We start from the raw sequence: 18,499 nt of genomic DNA, 5'->3' as shown, positions 1-18,499 counted from the left end.
ATATTAGGTATGGAAAAAGAAACTATTGTTGATAATCAGCGTTTTAAGACCGAAAAAAAACTAAAAAAAATGTTTGGGCATATAGATTATCGTAATCCGCCAGAGTTATGTACTATTCGCGACGTACTTTCTTTGTCTTCTGATAAATGGAGTACTCTTATTATTTTATATTTAGGGTACTTTCCTGTTCTTCGTTTTAATAAATTAAAGAAATATGTGTACGGTATATCTAATAAAGTTTTAAGTGAACGTCTTAAGGCATTGGAAACTTATGGGTATTTACATAGGAAAGTGTATGCTGAGGTTCCTATTCGTGTAGAGTATAGTTTAACAGAATTTGGACAAAAATATGTAGAAAAACTATTAGAATTAACAGAATGGATGCAAAAAAATAATCCTATGATTTTAGCAAATAAAGATAAGTTTCAAATAAAATAAGAATTAATAATCCCAACCAATCATCATATATTTTATTTTAGCAATATCGGGTATTTGTACTGCTTCTATATTAGTATTATTGTAGCGTAAATTTTCTGGTAATTCTTTTTTGTCTATTGTAAAATATACATCGCTATCTTTTATTAAAATTAACACGTTATTTAAAGAGGTAATTACCTTACGTATAGTGTATTTTTCTTTTATATCTTTAAATGTGCTATTAATGCCAATACCATTAACAGTAGTATAGCGAGGGTCTTTTATTTGTACATTTTCAATAGTGGCAATACTGTCTGTACTAGGAGTTAAAATAAGTAAATGTTTTCCTCCTTTTTCAAAAATATTTATTTTACTAGATCCTCTTCCAAAATTACCTCTTACCGTATCGGTTACTATAGAGTCTTCAGTATATATTAATTCTAAATCTCTTACAAGGCTTTCTTTTTTTAGTTTACCAACTTGCTTCTCTGTTATAGAAAAGGTTGGGTCTTTTTCTTTTTTACACTTAATGGTAAATACTATAGAAAATAGAAATATAAATTTTAATAAATTTCTCATAATTATTAACGGATAACTTTTTTAAGAACACCTAAAACACCACGAATAAAAGTAGCACTGGTTAATACTTTTATTACAGGATTTTGCCTTGTACTAGCTCTTCTTGTTGTCTTTTTTGGTTTATCCTTTTCTTTTTCAGCTTCTTTCTCTGCTTTTTCTATTTTTTCATTTAAAATTTCATAAGCACTTTCACGGTCTATTTCTTCATTGTATTTTTTAACTAAAGAAGATTTGTTAATTACCTCTTTTAGTTCATTAGCAGTTAGCACATCCATTCTACTCATTGGAGCTCTTAAAAGTGTTGCAGCAAGTGGTGTAGGTCTTCCTTTCTCGTCTAAAGCAGATATTAATGCTTCTCCTATTCCTAAAGAGGTAAGTACTTCTTTAGTATCGTAAAAATTAGATTCTGGGTAATTCTCAGCCGTAAGTTTTATAGCTTTTCTATCTCTAGCTGTAAAGGCACGTAAAGCATGTTGTATTTTAAGTCCTAATTGCGATAATACTTCATTTGGAACATCGGTAGGGTTTTGGGTAACAAAATATAGTCCAATTCCTTTAGAACGTATTAGTTTTACAATACTTTCTATTTGGTCTAATAGTGCTTTAGACGCTTCTTTGAAAATAAGGTGCGCTTCATCTATAAACAAAACTAACTCTGGCCTGTCACTATCTCCTTGTTCTGGAAAGGTAGCGTATATTTCAGCTAAAAGGCTTAACATAAACGTAGAGAATAGTTTTGGTTTATCCTGTATATCAGTTAATCTTAAGATGTTTATATATCCTCTTCCATTTTCATCAATTCTAGTTAAATCTTCTACATCAAAAGATTTTTCACCAAAAAATAAATCCGCTCCCTGTTGTTCTAACTCTATAATTTTACGTAAAATAGTTCCGGTAGAACTGGTAGAAATTCTTCCATAATCTTTAGTAAATTCTGCTTTACCAGAACCAGTTGCGTATTGTAGTACTTTTTTAAAATCCTTAAGATCTAGTAATGGTAATTTATTATCATCACAATATTTAAAAACAACAGCTACAATACCAGTTTGTGTTTCTGTTAAATCTAATATTCTAGAAAGTAGTGTAGGGCCAAATTCAGATACGGTAGCTCTAAGTTTTACACCATCTTGTTCCGATAAAGAAAGTATTTCTACAGGAAAACCTTTGGCATTAAAAGGAACTCCAATTTTTTCATGACGCTCATCAATTTTAGTATGCCCAGGACTTGGTTGTGCCAAACCACTTAAATCTCCTTTTAAATCCATAAGCATAACAGGAATACCTTTTTCTGATAGGTTCTCTGCCAAAACTTGTAAGGTTTTAGTTTTACCAGTACCCGTAGCACCAGCAATAAGACCGTGTCTGTTTAATGTTTTTAAAGGGATTTTTACTAGTGCATTAGTTACTGCTTCGTTTTCTAACATTGCAGCACCCATGGTAATAAAATCTCCTTTGGTAGTGTATCCTTTTTCTATATGTGCAAAGAAATCTTCTTTGGTTGCCATGAAAATTATTTTTTATAAAAATAGGGGATTTTTAGGCAATTGTAAAGTCTGTTTATACTCTAATTAACACTTTATTCCTTTAAGCTCTGGTATTTAGCGTCTTATTTGCTTGTAATTTTTTGTTAAACCTGAGAAACTGCATATTATGCGTGCTACATAAATTATTTATCTAAGAACTTAAATGTATCTTTGCCAAATGGTAAATGAGGATGTATTAGCATTGGTAAACAAAGGAGAAATGCTTCCTTTAATGGAGGAATTTTATACAATTCAAGGAGAAGGTTTTCATAAAGGAACCGCTGCGTATTTTATACGTGTTGGTGGGTGTGATGTTGGTTGCCATTGGTGTGATGTAAAAGAGAGTTGGAATGCAGAAACGCATCCGCCAACAAAAATTAATGGTATTGCGGAGAAGGCTGCAAAATATTCGGATACTATTGTTGTTACTGGTGGTGAGCCATTAACATGGGATATGGGACCAATAACAAAAGCATTAAAAGCTAAAAATTTACAAACCCATATAGAAACTTCTGGAGCTTATAAATTATCTGGAGAATGGGATTGGATTTGCTTATCGCCAAAGAAAAATAAATTACCTTTTGGAGAAATTTATGATAAAGCGCATGAGCTAAAAGTTATTGTGTATAATAAGCACGATTTAATTTTTGCCGAAGAACAAGCAGAATTAACTAATAAAGACTGTATTTTATATTTGCAACCAGAATGGAGTGTAAAAGACAAAGTTGTTCCTCTTATTGTAGATTATGTAATGAAGAATCCAAAATGGAAAGTTTCTTTACAAACGCATAAGTATTTAAATATACCTTAGTTTTTGGCTATTGACTTTATTTTAGCTCTAAGTATTAAGAGCAAAGTTATTAGTATTTAGTTTGTTGCTAAAAAATAAGTCTTGAGCTTTAACTCTATTGTCTTTTTTCTCTTCTTATTAGCTATTTACTTCTGGCTTGCGTTTTAATTTTGAATAGTTTTTTTGCCGTAAACCACAAGTCTCAATTATCTACCTCCGTTGGCTTGTAAATCACGTATACATTCTATACCTAAATCTTGCGCTTTAGACTTACTTGTTAAGCTTTTTTCTAAACTATTTAAAAGACTTACGCCGTCTAATCTGCAACCAGCTTGTAAGCTATGGGTGTTGTTTTTAGAACTTTTATTGGTTTGATTAAAAGATAATTCTGCACGCATTAAACAACCATTTGTAGTACAATGATTTAGGGATTCTGAATCTTCATGCGGATTTACCATTTTTGTTTTTAAAGGACTTTCTGGTTCATTCTCAAAACCTAAATTAACAAGACCAAATAAGTGCCCAAACTCATGATTAAGAGTTGCTGTTTCTAAATCTTCATCTGTAATAAAAAAACTCCTTGCAGATAATTTTTTTATGGTTTTTTCATAAATAACCATAGAAGTATTTCGGTATACCGCTCCTAGAGTTACTAAATCTTCTTCCTCATCATCTCCATCGGAAGAGGCATCTGTAAAAAAGATATAAAAAGCAAGAGTTTTTCCATCATTATATGCAGTTCTATTTTCCTGCTCTAGTTCATTTATTTCTTTTAGGGTTAGGGTTTCTTCATTCGGAGAACTTAATTCTTTGTAAATAACTTCTATATTGCTTTTAAAAGAATGTTCCTTTAAAAAAAGAACAAAGTTATCCATTGTTGCATCTGTTGGTTTAAAGTTTTTAACGTATGTAACTTCTATTAAAAGTTTATCAAAATTAGCGTTAGATAAAATATCGTTTGCAGATTCTCCAGAACCTTTTAAATTGCCAGCTTTTTTTACAGGATTTTCTCGAGGTTCGTTTTCACTATCAGATTTTTTAGAACAGGAAATATATAACCCTAAAAGTAAAATAAGACTTAAAAAACGAAGCTCTTTCATGTAATAATGTTAAGTGTATGTATAAAGTCGTAACGATCTATGTATGCTTACTAGTATTCTAAGAGTGTTAAACGTGCTAAAAAATCATAATGCTCTCCTTCAAAAACTAGTTCGCAATTTAAGCTATTATAATTAGCTGCTCTTTGTAGTGTGTTGTAATCTAAGTAAAGCCATGGAAATGTTTCACTTTTTTTTCCCTTATATTCCATTTGAAAACTTACCTCACCATAATATTCTATCCCATCAGGAATCCAATAACCACCATCTTCCTCATCATTTTCATACATATAAATAATATCACTAGAATCTAAAAGAATTTGTCCGCCTGTGTGTAATAAAGATTTTAAATGAGAAAAAAAAGGATCCAATTGGTTTACTTTTTCAGCAATACCAATACCATTCATTAGTAAAAGAAGGGTATCAAATTTTTGGCCTTTAAAATCATATAAATTAGTACAAATAGCATTCTTTACGCCTCTAAGTTTGCAGGTTTCTATGGCACCTATAGAAAAATCTATTGCAGTTACATCTATATCTTTTTTTTGAAGAATAAGACTATGGTTTCCTGCACCGCAACCAATATCTAAGACATTGCCTTTGCAAAGATTTAAAGCATGTTTTTCTATAGGAGGCATATTTTTAAAATCTCTAAATAAATAGGGTAGTGGTAAAGTATCCTCTTCCTCTAAAGATAAATGAGTAATTATATCTTCTGTATAATTACCATTTTGATATTCTAAAAGTGCCTGCCCGTAAATATCATTATCCATTATATTTGTACTTTGTAACAAAAGTGAGATTTTTTATGCATTTTAAAAAGAAACCCATGCAACAGTTAAAGTATATTTTATTATTTATGATGAGTATTCCTGTATTTGTTGCTGCTCAAGAGAAGAGTACTGCAGATTTGGTTTCTAATTATTTAGAGGTAAATGGTTCTATGGGGCAATATAATTATGCTTATGATGAGTTATTAAAAATGTTGAAAGGAAGATACCCAGAGAATAGTACTAATGCGGAGGGTTGGAAATATTTAAAAGAAAATAAAACAAAAGCCGTAAAGAAAATGAAATCTTTGTTAACTCCTATTTATGAAGCCAATTTTACAAAGGATGATATTTCTAAAATGCTTACATTTTATACAAGTGCTACTGGAAAACAATTAATTGCAGACAGGTCTAAAATGAATTCGACGCAGAAAGAGAACCTAAATACATTTTATAATTCTGAAGTTGGAAAAAAAATAATAGAAAAGCAACCTATTCTAGGTAGTGAAATTTCTAAAGTTTCTGAAAGCTGGAGTAGAGATTTGTATGAAACCGCTATAAGTTTATTAAAATAATGGAGCAGTTTCTTAAAAAATTAGGAAAAAAGGCAAGTGAGAAACAAAACGAAAATAAAAAGTTTTTTACTAAACTAAAAAAGAAACCGCCTAAGAATCTAGATTATGTAATGCAAGAATTACATGAGGAAGAATTTAAAAAAACAGATTGTTTAGAATGTGCAAACTGCTGTAAAACCACGGGGCCTTTGTTCACAAATACCGATGTAGAACGTATTGCTAAACATTTTAGGCAAAAACCACAAAAATTTATAGAGAACTATTTACGTGTAGATGAGGATAATGACTATGTTTTACAAAAAGTGCCTTGTACTTTTTTAGGAGCAGATAATTATTGTTCCATTTATAATGTAAGACCCAAAGCATGCAGGGAGTTCCCGCATACGGATCGTAAAAAGTTTCAGCAAATAAGCAATTTAACTATGAAAAATGTTGTTATTTGCCCAGCGGCATATAATATTGTAGAACAAATGAAGAAACGAATAAAATAAGTTTATGAATAAATAAGATACTTTTTTCTAATTTTTTTAAATTTTTCAATGGCTGGTTTCCAAGTTTCTTTAATTTCTTCTTCTGTTTTTTTGGCTTCAATTTGCTGTTGTAACTTTTTGGTTCCGGCGTGTTTTGTAAATCCACTTTTTATAAAAATTCCTTTTTCGGTATGTGTATTATTATATGCATCAATAAGCCACTTTAAAGTAACCTCGTTCATAGTGGTAATATCAGAAAGGTCTTTTCCGTAACACTTTGTTCCGTTTTCTTTTGGGCTTTTAGAACCAAAATTAGGTCTTGGCCAAAATTTAAAGCTATACTGTGTACTATCTAAAAAAGAAGCGCCATAGCGTTGAAATTGAAATTCAGTTCCTCTTCCTGCATTTATATTTGTTCCTTCAAATAACCCAAGGCTAGGATATAAAGCAATAGATGTTGCATTGGGTAAATTTGGAGAAGGGCGTATAGGTAAATTATAAGGAGTTTTATGTGTCCAGTTTTTAAGTGGAATTACCTTTAAATTAGCTTTTACACCATTGGTAAGCCAACCTTCTTTATTTATCATTTGAGCATATTCACCAATTGTCATCCCATAAACTAACGGAATTTCTGTCATTCCTAAAAAGTTAGTATGCTCTGCTTCCATAGTAGGACCATCTATGTAATGTGCGTTTGGATTAGGACGGTCTAAAACTATAATAGGAATATTATTTTCTGCACAAGCTTCCATAACTAATTGTAGTGTGGCAATGTATGTGAAAAAGCGAACACCAACATCTTGAATGTCAAAAAGAATAATATCTAGCCCTTTTACTTGTTCTTTGGTGGGTTTTCTATTTTTTCCGTAGAGAGATATTATTGGTAAGCCTGTTTTTGTATCTACCCCATTTTTTACTTTCTCACCAGCATCGGCCTTACCACGAAAACCATGTTCCGGAGAAAAAACGGTTTTAATTGTGATAGAATGCTTTATAAGAGAATCTACTAAATGGGTATAACCGTTTTCTTTAAATATAACGCTAGTTTGGTTAGCAACTACGCCTACTTTCCTGTCTTTTAGCAAAGGAAGGTAATCTGTTGTACGATTTGCTGCAACTAAGATAGAGTCTTTTTGGGTGTTTGTAACGGCTATATCTTTATTCTTTTTGTTAGAATCGGATGTTTTTCCTTGGTTTCCGCATGCTGTAAATACAAAAAACCATAATAAAAATGTACTTTTGATACTTGGTAAAAACATCATAATTTGAATTTAGAATACTTTATAGCTAAACGACTTATTAAAGGTAAAGAGCATAAAATTAGTATATCTGCGCCAATAATAAAAATTGCAATTGCAGCAATTGCTTTAGGGCTTATTATGATGTTGATTGCTATTGCAACAGGGGTAGGGCTTAAACATAAAATAAGAGAAAAAATTACAGTTTTTAATGGTCATATTCAAATTTATAATTACGACAATAATGCTTCCGAAGTTTCTGTAATTCCTGTTTCTTTAGAACAAGAATTTTACCCAGAATTTAAAAATATTTCAGGAATTTCTCATGTGCAAGCCGTAGCAACTAAAGGAGGTATTATTCGTTTAGAAGATACTTTTGAAGGAATTATAGCTAAAGGTATAGGAACAGATTTTAATAGAAACGTATTTAAAGAATACATTATAGAAGGGGCTATGCCTAATTATAACGGAAATTTAAATAGTGATGCTCTTATTTCTAAAATAATGGCTAATAGACTGCAACTAAAAATTGGAGATACTTTTCCTGCAATTTTTTTAAAAGATGATGATCCTTCTAAAATTCCAAATCAAAGAAAATTTAAAGTTGCCGGTATTTATGATAGTGGTTTTGAAGAGTTTGATGGCACGTATATTTTTGTAGACATACGCCATATTCAACGAATGAATAAATGGGAAGCTAACGAAATTGGTAATTTTGAGGTTTTTCTTGATGATTTTGATACTATAAAAGAAAAAAGTAATGAAATTTATGGGCAAACCCTTTCCAATTTAGATACCCAAAACATTACAGATAAGTACTATAAGATTTTTGAATGGATAGGTTTATTCGATTTTAATATTGCTATAATTATTGGTATTATGATACTGGTTGGCGGTATTAATATGATAACTGCATTATTAGTTTTAATATTAGAACGTACCCAAATGATAGGTGTTTTGAAAGCACTTGGTTCTAGTAATTGGAGTATTCGTAAAATATTTTTATACAACGCTACTTACTTAATTGCAGTAGGATTGTTTTGGGGAAATTTAATTGCGTTAAGTTTTTTGTGGGCGCAAGAAAAATACCATCTTTTTAAATTCCCAAATCCTGAGGAATATTATATAGAATATATACCTGTACACTTAGATTTTTTTAGTGTCTTTTTATTAAACTTAGGAGTACTCTTATTGTGTTTACTTATGTTGTTGCTACCTTCTTATATTATTACAAAGATTTCTCCTGTAAAAGCAATAAAATACGAGTAGACCATTTATAAATTTCTTGAAAGTATATATTTTAGAATTTAAAAAATTACGAAATACATTAAATTTCATCTATTCTATAATTAAAAATACAGAAGATTTGTAAAAATAGAATAATAATCGTAAATTTTATTACAATTAGATGTTGTCTTAATTAAAAACATAGGTGTTTTAGCGGAATTGTAAATACTATATTAAATAATTACTACCCTACAAGTTTAGTATTAAAAATTTCAGAAAATAACAGTAATTTTTAGCGTATAATAATTTTGATTTATTTTTAGAAACCTCATAGAGTTATAATTCTAAATAGTTGTTAAATAGAGGCTTATGATTTCAAAGATTATAAAGGAAAAATTAATTAGTAATTATTTTCTCAGTTTAAAAAACTGTAGGTATTTTTGAAGGAAAATTCTTATAAATTATATCTAATTAACACTCAAATATGGACTTTAAATTTGTAATATGGTAGAACTTATTTTAGGAAATCAGATTGTGAAAATTGATGCAGGAGAGTTGGTTAGTTACCAAGTTGATGGTTATGAGGTAATACACCAAAAAGGAAGTCCAGGATGGCGAAATTCAGATACAGAAATGTTTCCAATTATAGGGCCAACAAATGAAGCTTGTTTTAAAGTAGAAACACCAAAAGGACCTGCAACCCAGGATCAGCATGGTCTATTACGAGAAATGGTTTATGGCCGTATGGAGGTAACCTCTACTATAGCAACATTCAAAAAAGAATATTTTCCGGGTAAAGTTGTAAAAAACTCAAAATACCCTAGTAAGTCTAACGTAGAATTTTTGTCTTGGCCTTATAACTTTAGTTTTTTTAAAGTTTTTAAGTTGTCTGATGCGGGATTGGAAATAAAATTTAAAATTAGAGGCGATAAAGGAATGCCATATATGGTAGGATACCATCCTGCTTTTAAACTTCATTCTAATACGCCAGAAATTAATGCAAATAATACAAAAGTTACGTTGCCAGAAGTATTAAAAGCTGGTAGTAGAGCATTGCCTGTATTAGATTGCGATACAATAACTTTAGTTGATGAAAAGAAAGTAGAGATAAAGACACAGGGGTTTAGTAATTTCATGCTTTGGACAGAAGTATCTAATATGCTTTGTGTGGAACCTATATCTTTTTACCCTTATGCTGTGTCGCAAGATGATTTACACAACGGATTTAAAATACAAGAGGCAAAGGAAGATACTTTTAAAATTACAATAAAAGTATTCTAAATTATATAAATTTATTCGTTACCAAAAAACATTTAATTTCTTCTTTTTAATAGTTGTTTTTTTGGAACTGTAGAGATAAAGTTTAGGAGAAAACAGTTTTCTTATCTAAAGAGGCAATATTATTGTATTTGCGGCACAGTATAAGGGTAAAAAATCCAATAAATAATGAAAATACCAAAGACGAAGTAGCTTTAGGGAAGTTGCTATTGTATAACCCAATTTTATCGAGTTGTAAAGTTATTGCTTGTGTAACTTGCTATCATCCTAGTACAGGGTACGCAGATTTTTTTAGATGTGTCCATAGGAATTAATGCTAAAATATTTGGCACTAAAGAACCTTTAATTCTTCTAATATTATACTATTACTAAGAGAAATACCCATACCGTTTTAAATACTGCTTTTAATGAGCTAGGACAAGATTTAGTCTATCATTAAGTGGGAGTACTAGAAAATATAAAAATTAAAGAGATAGATAGCGGATTAAATAGGAGCTATGCTTTTAAAACGCCAACATAACATAACATAGCGTAATTTAATATTTATTGCTCCTTATATGCATAATGGATCTTTTTTAAGCCTTCAGAAAGTTTTAGAATTTTATGAAGATATTTCTAGTAAGAAAACAATGAATAAAAATGTTTTTCTAGAAAAAAGTACTTAGTGGTTTACCAGTAGGAGGGGACATTAAGTAGTCGTTTTCGTAGAATAGCTTAAATTTGTAAAATGTTAAAATTTTTTCCATTTCTACAATGGTTAGGAACCTACAAAAAAGCATACTTATCTAAAGATATAATAGCTGGGCTTACCGTAGGTATTATTCTTATTCCGCAAGGAATGGCGTATGCTATGATTGCTGGTTTACCACCTGTATACGGTTTGTATGCATCTTTACTACCAATACTTACATACGTTTTTTTAGGAACATCAAGGCAGGTAGCTGTAGGGCCTGTTGCTATGGATTCCCTTTTGGTAGCCGCCAGCTTAGGAACTTTGGCTATTACTAGTGTAGAAAACTATATTGCCATGGTAATTGTTCTTGCATTTTTAGTAGGAGCAACACAAATACTATTAGGTGTTTTAAAAATGGGTTTTTTAGTAAACTATTTATCAAGACCTGTAATAAGTGGTTTTACTTCTGCAGCAGCATTAATTATCATTTTTAGTCAAATTAAACACTTACTAGGAATAAAAGTAGAAAGAGCAGCCTATTTTCATGAATTGTTAGTTAATGTTTTTTTAAAAATTACAGAAACAAATAAATATGATTTGCTAATAGGAGCTATAGGAATACTATTAATTATTTTGCTTAAAAAAGTAAATAAAAAAATACCATCTATACTCATCGTAGTAATTATAGGAATTACAATCGTTTACTTTTTTGAATTAGAAAATTTTGGAGTTAGTTTGGTTGGTAAAGTACCAAGTGGTTTACCTTCTTTTAAACTACCAAATATTAGTTTAGTAGTGGTAAAAGATTTATGGGTAATGGCAATAGCTTTAGCAATGGTGGGTTATTTAGAGGCTATTTCTATAGGTAAGGCTATGGAAGAAAAAACAGGCGAAGAAACTATAGATGCTAATAAAGAATTAATAGCGATAGGCTCTTCTAATGTAATGGGTTCTTTTTTTCAGGCATACCCGGTGACTGCAAGTTTTTCTAGGTCGGCCATAAATAGTGAAGCTGGAGCAAAAACCAATTTAGCGGCCTTATTTTCTGTAATAATGGTGGTAATAACGTTACTTTATTTAACACCAATATTTTATTATTTACCCAAAGCGGTTTTGGCAAGTATAATAATGGTTTCGGTTTTTGGATTAATAGATTTAGAATATGCTAAAAGGTTATTAAAACATAGAAAAGATGAGTTTTTTGTTCTGTTAATTACTTTTTTAATAACACTCTTTATAGGCATTAAAGAGGGAATATTAGTTGGAGTCTTAATTTCACTTTTATTAATGGTATACCGTACCTCTAATCCGCATTTTGCCGTTCTAGGAAATATAAAAGGAACAGAATACTATAAAAACATTAATAGATTTGGAGAGGATGTTTTTATACAAGATAATTTATTAATAGTTCGTTTTGATGCACAATTATATTTTGCAAATGCATCCTATTTTAAAAAAGAAATAGATAGATGTATCGAAAAAAAAGGCACAAATTTAAGAGGTATTGTTTTAAATGCAGAAGCAATTAATTATATAGATTCTACAGCAGCTAGTATGCTAAAAAAGTTAATAAAAGAATTAAAAAGTAAACATATAAACTTTTATATAGCAGGTGCTATAGGGCCTACTAGAGATATATTATATTCTAGCGGAATTATAGAAGTTTTAAAAAAAGATAATTTATTTGTAAAAACAAATGAAGCAGTAATGCAATTCAATAATCCAAAAAGACAGACAGGATTGGGTTTTAAAATAGCTCATCAGAATAGGATGAACAGTGACTAATGTTACAAAAGAATATTAAATTAATTTATAGTTTTGTATACTAATTCACAGTTATGAGAATAGAGCAAATTTATACAGGTTGTTTAGCGCAAGGTGCTTATTATATAGAAAGTAAAGGAGAAGTTGCAATTATAGATCCTCTAAGAGAGGTTGCGCCTTATTTAAAAAAGGCAAAAGAAGCTAATGCTACTATAAAATATATTTTTGAAACCCATTTTCATGCAGATTTTGTTAGCGGTCATATAACCTTATCTAAAGAAACTGGCGCACCAATAATTTATGGACCAACTGCAAACCCTTCTTTTGATGCCGTAATTGCAGAAGACAATCAGGAGTTTAAATTAGGGGAATTAATTATTAAAGTTTTACACACTCCTGGACATACTATGGAGAGTACAACCTATTTAATAAAAGATAAAAATGGTAAAGACTATGCTATTTTCTCTGGAGATACTTTGTTTCTAGGAGATGTTGGGAGACCAGATTTAGCACAAAAAGCAGCAGATTTAACACAAGAACAATTAGCAGAAACCCTATTTAATAGTTTGCGAAATAAAATTATGCCTTTAGCAGATGATGTTATAGTATACCCAGCACATGGAGCTGGTTCTGCGTGTGGTAAAAACATGATGAAAGAAACAGTGGATACATTGGGGAATCAGAAAAAAATGAATTATGCATTAAGGGCAGATATGACTAAAGAAGAATTTGTAAAAGAGGTGACTGATGGATTAATGCCTCCACCAAAATATTTTCCTTTAAATGTAAAGATGAATAAAGAAGGTTATGAAGATATAGATGTTGTTTTAGATAGAGGAAAAACACCATTATCACCAGATGCGTTCGAAAATTTGGCGAATACTACAGGAGCTATTGTTTTAGATGTAAGAACCCAGACAGAGTTTGTAAAAGAGCATATTCCGCGTTCCATATTTATTGGTTTAAATGGAGATTTTGCTCCTTGGGTTGGCGCTTTAATTGCAGATGTAAAACAGCCAATATTACTTGTTATACCAGAAGGAAAAGAAGAAGAAGCAGTAATACGTTTATCTAGAGTTGGTTTTGATGGCACTATTGGGTATCTAAAAGGAGGTTTAAAAAGCTGGAAAGATTCTGGAAAAGATTTTGATACTATATCCTCTGTTGCAGCAGCAGATTTAGAAGATGTTTTAAACACCTCTAATACACTGGTTTTTGATGTTCGTAAAATTGGAGAATACCAATCAGAGCATGTTAAAAATGCAAAGCACACGCCATTGAACGATTTAAATAATTATTTAAGAGAATTTCCAGAAAAGGAAATTTTTTATGTACATTGTGCAGGAGGCTATCGTTCTGTTATAGCCGCATCTATTTTAAAAAGTAGAGGTATACATAATTTGGTTGATGTTGCTGGTGGGTTTGCCGCAATTAAAAAATCTAATATCGAAGTATCAGAATTTGTTTGCCCAACTACTTTATAGTTACTAACGATTTATAAAATAATACAACTTTTAAAAATTTAGTTTATGGAAAAAATGAGTGGTGTAATAGCAATAGCATTAGTAACTTTTTTAGTTATAAATTTTTTGTATTCTAAAGTTCTTAGAGTATATGTTAAAAAAGAATTTGGAAAAAAATGGTTAACCATTTGGGGAAATAAAGTTTATTTCTGGCAAAGTTCTATATTTGTTAGTTCTGCAGGAACATTTTTAATAATGTACTTTTTTAAATAAGTGTATCCTAAAATCATAAAAAATATGAACTGACATATATCATATTTTTAAAGGCTTTGCTTGTGTAATTTTATGTAAATAATAAAACTTTAAAAAATGGCACATGTTTTTCCTTTAGTAGATTGGTCCAATGGTATTGTAATGATTGGTGTTTTTGGAGTAGTAGTCTTAATTTTAATAGGAGTGTTAGTAGTTTTTATGAATAGTGGTAAAAAGTAAGGAGTAGCTCTTTAGCTATCGTATATAATATTTTAAATATAAAAGGGTGATAAATTAATGCGTCATGTATTAATTTATCACCTTTTTTAGTTTGTTATAAATATTTTATCTATATTCATGTAGGAATAAAACTACATATTGTATACTAAAAAGTATATTTGTAAGTTATAGTATTGAAGAAAAATTAATGGTTAGTGGTTAGTTGATGTCTGTATTTATATATAGCTAATTATAGGCATCAACTCTTTTAAATTAAAAATAGATATGAATTTTATTTTACTATATATAGTTCTTATATCTATCATTTTTGTTTTATGGCTTTTGTTTGCTTACCAAATGATTAAAAAATTTAAAAGACAACGAAATTAAATATGCTCTTCTTTAGGAGATAGATAAATTACATTATGCGGTTTTTTGTACGTATAACTTTCTATAATTTTAAGTGCATCTAGATTATTCTTTTGCGGAATAATAAAAGACTCTAACTCCTCAATATTATTTATTTGTTCTTCTATTGGAATAAAAGCATAACCTTTATACTGGCCTTCCAAAACAGCTACTATTCCTATTTCGTCTTTAGTTCTTCCTTGTTCTTTTATAAAATAACTATCATTAGATGTTTTTAAATCCCTTAGAGCTAATTTTACTCTTTCATTATATTGTACTGTTGTTTCTTGTTGTTTACAAATACCGTTACATTTTTTAATTTTATAATGGGAGCAGTGTGTAATATTCTCTTGTAAATGACAATATTTAGGACATAAATTATACCCTTCACATATTTTCTCTAATGCTAGCCTACAGTCTGTAACACTAAAAAAATGTTGCACGGCATTTGGAGCAGATTTTATTTTATTATAAGCAATATGTAAAATACCGTTACGGTCTTCATAACTAAAAATACCATATTGTAATGCAGTTCTTTTTTGCGCTCTATTATAGTTTGGCATTTCTTTTTTTATAGCAGCAGATTCCATTAATAATGCTATAAGTTCATTACCAGAAGGCTTAAAATCTAAATGTGCAGTTTTGGAACACATTTCAATTTCTTTTGTTGTTTTATTATAAAAATGACTTAGAACTCTTTTTTTTATATTAATAGCTTTTCCAATGTATATACTTATGTTTTTTTCATTTTTAAAATAATAAATCCCCGCTTTATTGGGTAGTTTATTAAACTCTTCTTTAGGTAGGGCAGGTGGTAATGTGTTTTCTTGAGACCTAGAGTTTAAAAAAGAGTTAAAAACGTGCGTTGCATTTTTAGCATTTAAAAGCTTTTTAAAAAGGAGTAAAGTAGCTTGGGCATCTCCTCTAGCTCTGTGTCTATTATTTAGAGGTATTTCTAAAGCAGTGCATAATTTTCCTAAACTATAAGATTTTAAGCCAGGAATTAGTTTTCTGGATAACCTAACGGTACACAATTTTTTTCTGCTAAAGGGTATTCCAATATTCTCTAATTCATTTTTAATTACATTGTAGTCAAATCCAACACTATGTGCTACAAATATGGTGTCCTTTGTAATCTCTATTATTTTTGAAGCAATTTCTTTTATGGTAGGGGCATTACGAACCATAGTATTATCTATACCAGTTAGGCTAGTAATAAAATAAGAAATTTCACACTCAGGATTAACTAAACTTGTATACTCTTCAACAAGATCATTACCATCATACTTAAAAATAGAAATTTCGGTAATTTTATTTCCTTTAATTCCATTTCCCGTAGTTTCTATATCAATTATGGTATACATCTAATATTCTTAATTGGAAAGTTAAGAAATATATGTGTTTTCTAGCAAAACTCTATAAAAAAACTAGACTTAATCTATAATCCCATTCTTTTTACAAAAAGACAAAACATCATCTATAGAATGTGATTTAGCTTTTCTTAGAATGTTTTTTCGGTGTGTTTGTACCGTTAATTTACTAAGAGATAATTGGTCTGCAATTTCTCTTGATGTTTTTTTTTGTTCAATTAAATGTATAATCTCTTTTTCTCTTTTAGTATAAAAGTTAGAATACAAATTATAAATTACTTTCTTAAACTCAATTAAGTCTAATTCATTTGCTTGAAAATTCCACTCTACTCGATCATGAGTTTCTAGAAAAGAAATATCTGTAAGTAAAGAAAAATTACTTATCATTTTACCTTCTTCATCTCTTTCTAGTACAGAAGATTGTACTAAAAGTTTGCAATATGTACTATCTTTTTTTAAAAACCTAAAAGAAAGTAACAAATTAGCTTCTCCATCTTGTATTGGAGTATTAACAACATGCGTTACAACCCCTTTTGTAATGTTTTTTACAAGTTCCCTATCTTCTGGGTGGGTGTAAGAAATAATATCCTCGGTATTAAATTCTTCTAGTTTGTATCCAGTTAAATTTTCAAGACCTTTTTCATAAACAATACCTCTAGATCTCCAATTTGCAACGTATAAACATTGTTTACTATTTAAAGGGAAATTATTAAAATAATCGTAGTCTTCAGATTTTTTGTGAGATGTCCCTAAGTTTTCTTGTATATTTTTACGCAAGTTTTTTATTTCCTCATTTTCTCTCATTCGTTATAAACTGTTATTATGGGTAATACATTTATAGGTTAAATGCTTTGTTTATTAGAAATTTGGGGAACGTAAGGATAATGTAATTTAGTTTTGGTTATGAAAAATTAACATTTGTATATTCTTCAAAAAACAGCCATATTCTAAAACGTTATTGTAAAAGTACTGTTTTTATTTGGTTTAATAAGTATATAAATGATTGTCTAAGTGAGTTTTAATGTAGGTATTACTCTTTTGGAATAAGAGAATGTAAATAAACCCTTCGCATACTTTCCTAGCAATAGTTCCCCCGAGTATTAACTAAGTTTTTGCAAAGGGTTGTTAGTTTATATACTTTATAATTAATAATACTATATATAAAATTGTGTAATATTCAAGAAAAATTAATAACAAAACTATAATAGTTAATTAAATATCACAATACCTATTGGAGGGTATTTATTAAGGTACAGTTTTTATGTATATTTTAATAAAGAAAAACCTATGTAATAGATTACTTAATTAGTTTGTAATTTTTTTAAAAACTATAATAAAAGTTAAAAGAAACAAAGCTTTTTTTATGAGATAGGGGAGAGAAGTATAAATAAAGTTATTATATGCAATCTAATAATATAGTTACTATATATTTGCGAAAAAAGATTCATATCCGCAATGCGAATTTTAAAAATCCATTACCACCCTGAAGTAAAAACGTTAGATAATAAATCGGTTTTTACAAGATTAGCCACTCGTAGTATAGCAATAGAGGGGAATACTATTTTACTACTTTATACGGAAAGATATGAAGATTATAGCCTTCCAGGTGGAGGGTTAAATGCAAGCGAGGATAAAGTAGATGGCATGGTGCGGGAACTTATTGAAGAAACTGGCGCAAAAAATATTAAGAATATAAAACCTTTTGGAATTTACGAAGAATACAGGCCATGGTATAAACCAGATTATGATGTGCAACATATGATTTCTTATTGCTATACCTGTACTATTAATAAGAAGCTTGGAGCATCAAAAATGGAAGAATACGAAACAAAAAATGGAATGAGAGCTGTGTGGGTTAATATTCATGAAGCCATAAGGCATAATGAAAAAACTATAGCCGCAAGTGAAAAAAAAGGGATGTCTATAGAGCGCGAAACTTTTTTATTAAAACGTATTGCAGAGTATATTTAAAGTTGATTGCTTATTTCTAGAGATGCCTTAAAAATATAAAACCTCCAAGTTTAGTGTTTTATGTGGAGCTGGAGGGATTCAAATTTATTATTCAAACTACCTTTATATAAGGCTTTTTAGTATTAGAAATAATACGGTCACTTTTTATTAGGAATTCAAGTTAAATTATATCCCAACGAAGGTTAAAAAAAGAATTGATTTTTCACAAGTACAGTATAGAACAGGACACTTTTTTTTAAAAGACTTGTTATTATTGTTTTATTAAGTTAACTCTTGATTTTGTATTTCAGCTAAGCAACTAATTTTTCAATTCACTAAGAATTTATTGATATATAAATACGATTACTTGATAATTTATAATAGAACACTTTTTTATTGCTATAGTAACATAGTGTTTTTTATTTAAAAATAGAAG

General features: G+C 29.5%; 19 protein-coding genes. 12 read left to right on the top strand and 7 right to left on the bottom strand.

The window, feature by feature from the left end:
* Positions 1-9 precede the first annotated feature (9 nt).
* A complete protein-coding gene (locus tag Q0945_RS02055) occupies positions 10-438 on the top strand; it encodes a helix-turn-helix domain-containing protein (RefSeq protein ID WP_299430271.1) in 429 nt (142 codons plus the stop codon).
* 3 nt (positions 439-441) lie between these two features.
* On the opposite strand, the gene Q0945_RS02050 is transcribed toward Q0945_RS02055, so the two are convergent.
* On the bottom strand, positions 442-996 hold the full coding sequence (locus Q0945_RS02050) for a hypothetical protein (RefSeq protein WP_299430269.1): 555 nt from the start codon (positions 994-996) through the stop codon (positions 442-444).
* A 5-nt stretch (positions 997-1,001) separates the two neighbouring features.
* A complete protein-coding gene (locus tag Q0945_RS02045; protein ID WP_299430267.1) occupies positions 1,002-2,501 on the bottom strand; it encodes a helicase HerA-like domain-containing protein in 1,500 nt (499 codons plus the stop codon).
* Between the two features lie 196 nt (positions 2,502-2,697).
* Here Q0945_RS02045 and Q0945_RS02040 point away from each other — a divergent pair, with 196 nt between their 5' ends.
* The gene (locus Q0945_RS02040) at positions 2,698-3,330 is read left to right on the top strand and encodes a 7-carboxy-7-deazaguanine synthase QueE (protein ID WP_299430265.1); all 633 of its coding nucleotides are present in this window, start codon (positions 2,698-2,700) and stop codon (positions 3,328-3,330) included.
* Between the two features lie 185 nt (positions 3,331-3,515).
* On the opposite strand, the gene Q0945_RS02035 is transcribed toward Q0945_RS02040, so the two are convergent.
* Positions 3,516-4,409 (bottom strand): hypothetical protein, encoded by an 894-nt coding sequence (locus Q0945_RS02035; protein ID WP_299430263.1) that lies wholly within the window; start codon positions 4,407-4,409, stop codon positions 3,516-3,518.
* Between the two features lie 50 nt (positions 4,410-4,459).
* The gene (locus Q0945_RS02030; RefSeq protein ID WP_299430310.1) at positions 4,460-5,179 is read right to left on the bottom strand and encodes a methyltransferase domain-containing protein; all 720 of its coding nucleotides are present in this window, start codon (positions 5,177-5,179) and stop codon (positions 4,460-4,462) included.
* 56 nt (positions 5,180-5,235) lie between these two features.
* Here Q0945_RS02030 and Q0945_RS02025 point away from each other — a divergent pair, with 56 nt between their 5' ends.
* The gene (locus tag Q0945_RS02025) at positions 5,236-5,751 is read left to right on the top strand and encodes a DUF2059 domain-containing protein (RefSeq protein ID WP_299430261.1); all 516 of its coding nucleotides are present in this window, start codon (positions 5,236-5,238) and stop codon (positions 5,749-5,751) included.
* On the top strand, positions 5,751-6,242 hold the full coding sequence (locus Q0945_RS02020) for a YkgJ family cysteine cluster protein (RefSeq protein ID WP_299430259.1): 492 nt from the start codon (positions 5,751-5,753) through the stop codon (positions 6,240-6,242). Before Q0945_RS02025 ends, Q0945_RS02020 begins: the two co-directional genes overlap by 1 nt.
* A gap of 2 nt (positions 6,243-6,244) precedes the next feature.
* On the opposite strand, the gene Q0945_RS02015 is transcribed toward Q0945_RS02020, so the two are convergent.
* On the bottom strand, positions 6,245-7,483 hold the full coding sequence (locus tag Q0945_RS02015; RefSeq protein ID WP_299430257.1) for a DUF1343 domain-containing protein: 1,239 nt from the start codon (positions 7,481-7,483) through the stop codon (positions 6,245-6,247).
* A gap of 3 nt (positions 7,484-7,486) precedes the next feature.
* Here Q0945_RS02015 and Q0945_RS02010 point away from each other — a divergent pair, with 3 nt between their 5' ends.
* The 7 genes from Q0945_RS02010 (at position 7,487) to Q0945_RS01985 (ending at position 14,356) form a co-directional block, all read left to right on the top strand.
* Positions 7,487-8,728, top strand: coding sequence for an FtsX-like permease family protein (locus Q0945_RS02010; RefSeq protein WP_299430255.1), 1,242 nt, complete (start codon positions 7,487-7,489; stop codon positions 8,726-8,728).
* A gap of 462 nt (positions 8,729-9,190) precedes the next feature.
* On the top strand, positions 9,191-9,967 hold the full coding sequence (locus tag Q0945_RS02005; protein ID WP_299430253.1) for an aldose 1-epimerase: 777 nt from the start codon (positions 9,191-9,193) through the stop codon (positions 9,965-9,967).
* 122 nt (positions 9,968-10,089) lie between these two features.
* Positions 10,090-10,278, top strand: a complete 189-nt coding sequence (locus Q0945_RS16105; RefSeq protein ID WP_366135648.1) for a cytochrome c peroxidase — start codon at positions 10,090-10,092, stop codon at positions 10,276-10,278.
* 413 nt (positions 10,279-10,691) lie between these two features.
* Complete coding sequence (sulP, locus tag Q0945_RS02000) at positions 10,692-12,422, top strand: sulfate permease (RefSeq protein ID WP_299430251.1); 1,731 nt, start codon at positions 10,692-10,694, stop codon at positions 12,420-12,422.
* 53 nt (positions 12,423-12,475) lie between these two features.
* A complete protein-coding gene (locus Q0945_RS01995) occupies positions 12,476-13,885 on the top strand; it encodes an MBL fold metallo-hydrolase (RefSeq protein ID WP_299430249.1) in 1,410 nt (469 codons plus the stop codon).
* A gap of 45 nt (positions 13,886-13,930) precedes the next feature.
* Positions 13,931-14,137 carry a hypothetical protein gene (locus Q0945_RS01990; protein ID WP_299430247.1) on the top strand — a complete coding sequence of 69 codons (207 nt, stop codon included), beginning with the start codon at positions 13,931-13,933 and terminating at the stop codon, positions 14,135-14,137.
* A 96-nt stretch (positions 14,138-14,233) separates the two neighbouring features.
* Positions 14,234-14,356, top strand: a complete 123-nt coding sequence (locus Q0945_RS01985; RefSeq protein WP_299430245.1) for a hypothetical protein — start codon at positions 14,234-14,236, stop codon at positions 14,354-14,356.
* 365 nt (positions 14,357-14,721) lie between these two features.
* On the opposite strand, the gene Q0945_RS01980 is transcribed toward Q0945_RS01985, so the two are convergent.
* Complete coding sequence (locus Q0945_RS01980; RefSeq protein WP_299430243.1) at positions 14,722-16,107, bottom strand: exonuclease domain-containing protein; 1,386 nt, start codon at positions 16,105-16,107, stop codon at positions 14,722-14,724.
* Positions 16,108-16,176: 69 nt separating this feature from the next.
* Positions 16,177-16,917: a LuxR C-terminal-related transcriptional regulator gene (locus Q0945_RS01975; RefSeq protein ID WP_299430241.1), complete on the bottom strand. Its 741-nt coding sequence runs from the start codon at positions 16,915-16,917 to the stop codon at positions 16,177-16,179.
* A 651-nt stretch (positions 16,918-17,568) separates the two neighbouring features.
* Between Q0945_RS01975 and Q0945_RS01970 the strand changes: the two genes are divergently transcribed.
* Positions 17,569-18,084, top strand: coding sequence for an NUDIX hydrolase (locus Q0945_RS01970; RefSeq protein WP_299430239.1), 516 nt, complete (start codon positions 17,569-17,571; stop codon positions 18,082-18,084).
* The last annotated feature ends 415 nt before the right edge of the window (positions 18,085-18,499 follow it).

Source organism: uncultured Maribacter sp. (assembly GCF_947500405.1).
In the GTDB taxonomy this organism is placed as follows: Bacteria; Bacteroidota; Bacteroidia; order Flavobacteriales; family Flavobacteriaceae; genus Maribacter_B.
This window is presented reverse-complemented; position numbering and strand designations above follow the sequence as displayed.

Coding starts and splice junctions, on each gene's coding strand:
- Q0945_RS02015 (WP_299430257.1), bottom strand. CDS start 7,483: ATGATGTTTTTACCAAGTATCAAAAGTACATTTTTATTATGGTTTTTT.
- Q0945_RS01975 (WP_299430241.1), bottom strand. CDS start 16,917: ATGAGAGAAAATGAGGAAATAAAAAACTTGCGTAAAAATATACAAGAA.
- sulP (WP_299430251.1), top strand. CDS start 10,692: ATGTTAAAATTTTTTCCATTTCTACAATGGTTAGGAACCTACAAAAAA.
- Q0945_RS01990 (WP_299430247.1), top strand. CDS start 13,931: ATGGAAAAAATGAGTGGTGTAATAGCAATAGCATTAGTAACTTTTTTA.
- Q0945_RS02050 (WP_299430269.1), bottom strand. CDS start 996: ATGAGAAATTTATTAAAATTTATATTTCTATTTTCTATAGTATTTACC.
- Q0945_RS01985 (WP_299430245.1), top strand. CDS start 14,234: ATGGCACATGTTTTTCCTTTAGTAGATTGGTCCAATGGTATTGTAATG.
- Q0945_RS02005 (WP_299430253.1), top strand. CDS start 9,191: ATGGTAGAACTTATTTTAGGAAATCAGATTGTGAAAATTGATGCAGGA.
- Q0945_RS02025 (WP_299430261.1), top strand. CDS start 5,236: ATGCAACAGTTAAAGTATATTTTATTATTTATGATGAGTATTCCTGTA.
- Q0945_RS02020 (WP_299430259.1), top strand. CDS start 5,751: ATGGAGCAGTTTCTTAAAAAATTAGGAAAAAAGGCAAGTGAGAAACAA.
- Q0945_RS01980 (WP_299430243.1), bottom strand. CDS start 16,107: ATGTATACCATAATTGATATAGAAACTACGGGAAATGGAATTAAAGGA.
- Q0945_RS02055 (WP_299430271.1), top strand. CDS start 10: ATGGAAAAAGAAACTATTGTTGATAATCAGCGTTTTAAGACCGAAAAA.
- Q0945_RS01970 (WP_299430239.1), top strand. CDS start 17,569: ATGCGAATTTTAAAAATCCATTACCACCCTGAAGTAAAAACGTTAGAT.
- Q0945_RS02040 (WP_299430265.1), top strand. CDS start 2,698: ATGGTAAATGAGGATGTATTAGCATTGGTAAACAAAGGAGAAATGCTT.
- Q0945_RS02030 (WP_299430310.1), bottom strand. CDS start 5,179: ATGGATAATGATATTTACGGGCAGGCACTTTTAGAATATCAAAATGGT.
- Q0945_RS01995 (WP_299430249.1), top strand. CDS start 12,476: ATGAGAATAGAGCAAATTTATACAGGTTGTTTAGCGCAAGGTGCTTAT.
- Q0945_RS02035 (WP_299430263.1), bottom strand. CDS start 4,409: ATGAAAGAGCTTCGTTTTTTAAGTCTTATTTTACTTTTAGGGTTATAT.
- Q0945_RS02045 (WP_299430267.1), bottom strand. CDS start 2,501: ATGGCAACCAAAGAAGATTTCTTTGCACATATAGAAAAAGGATACACT.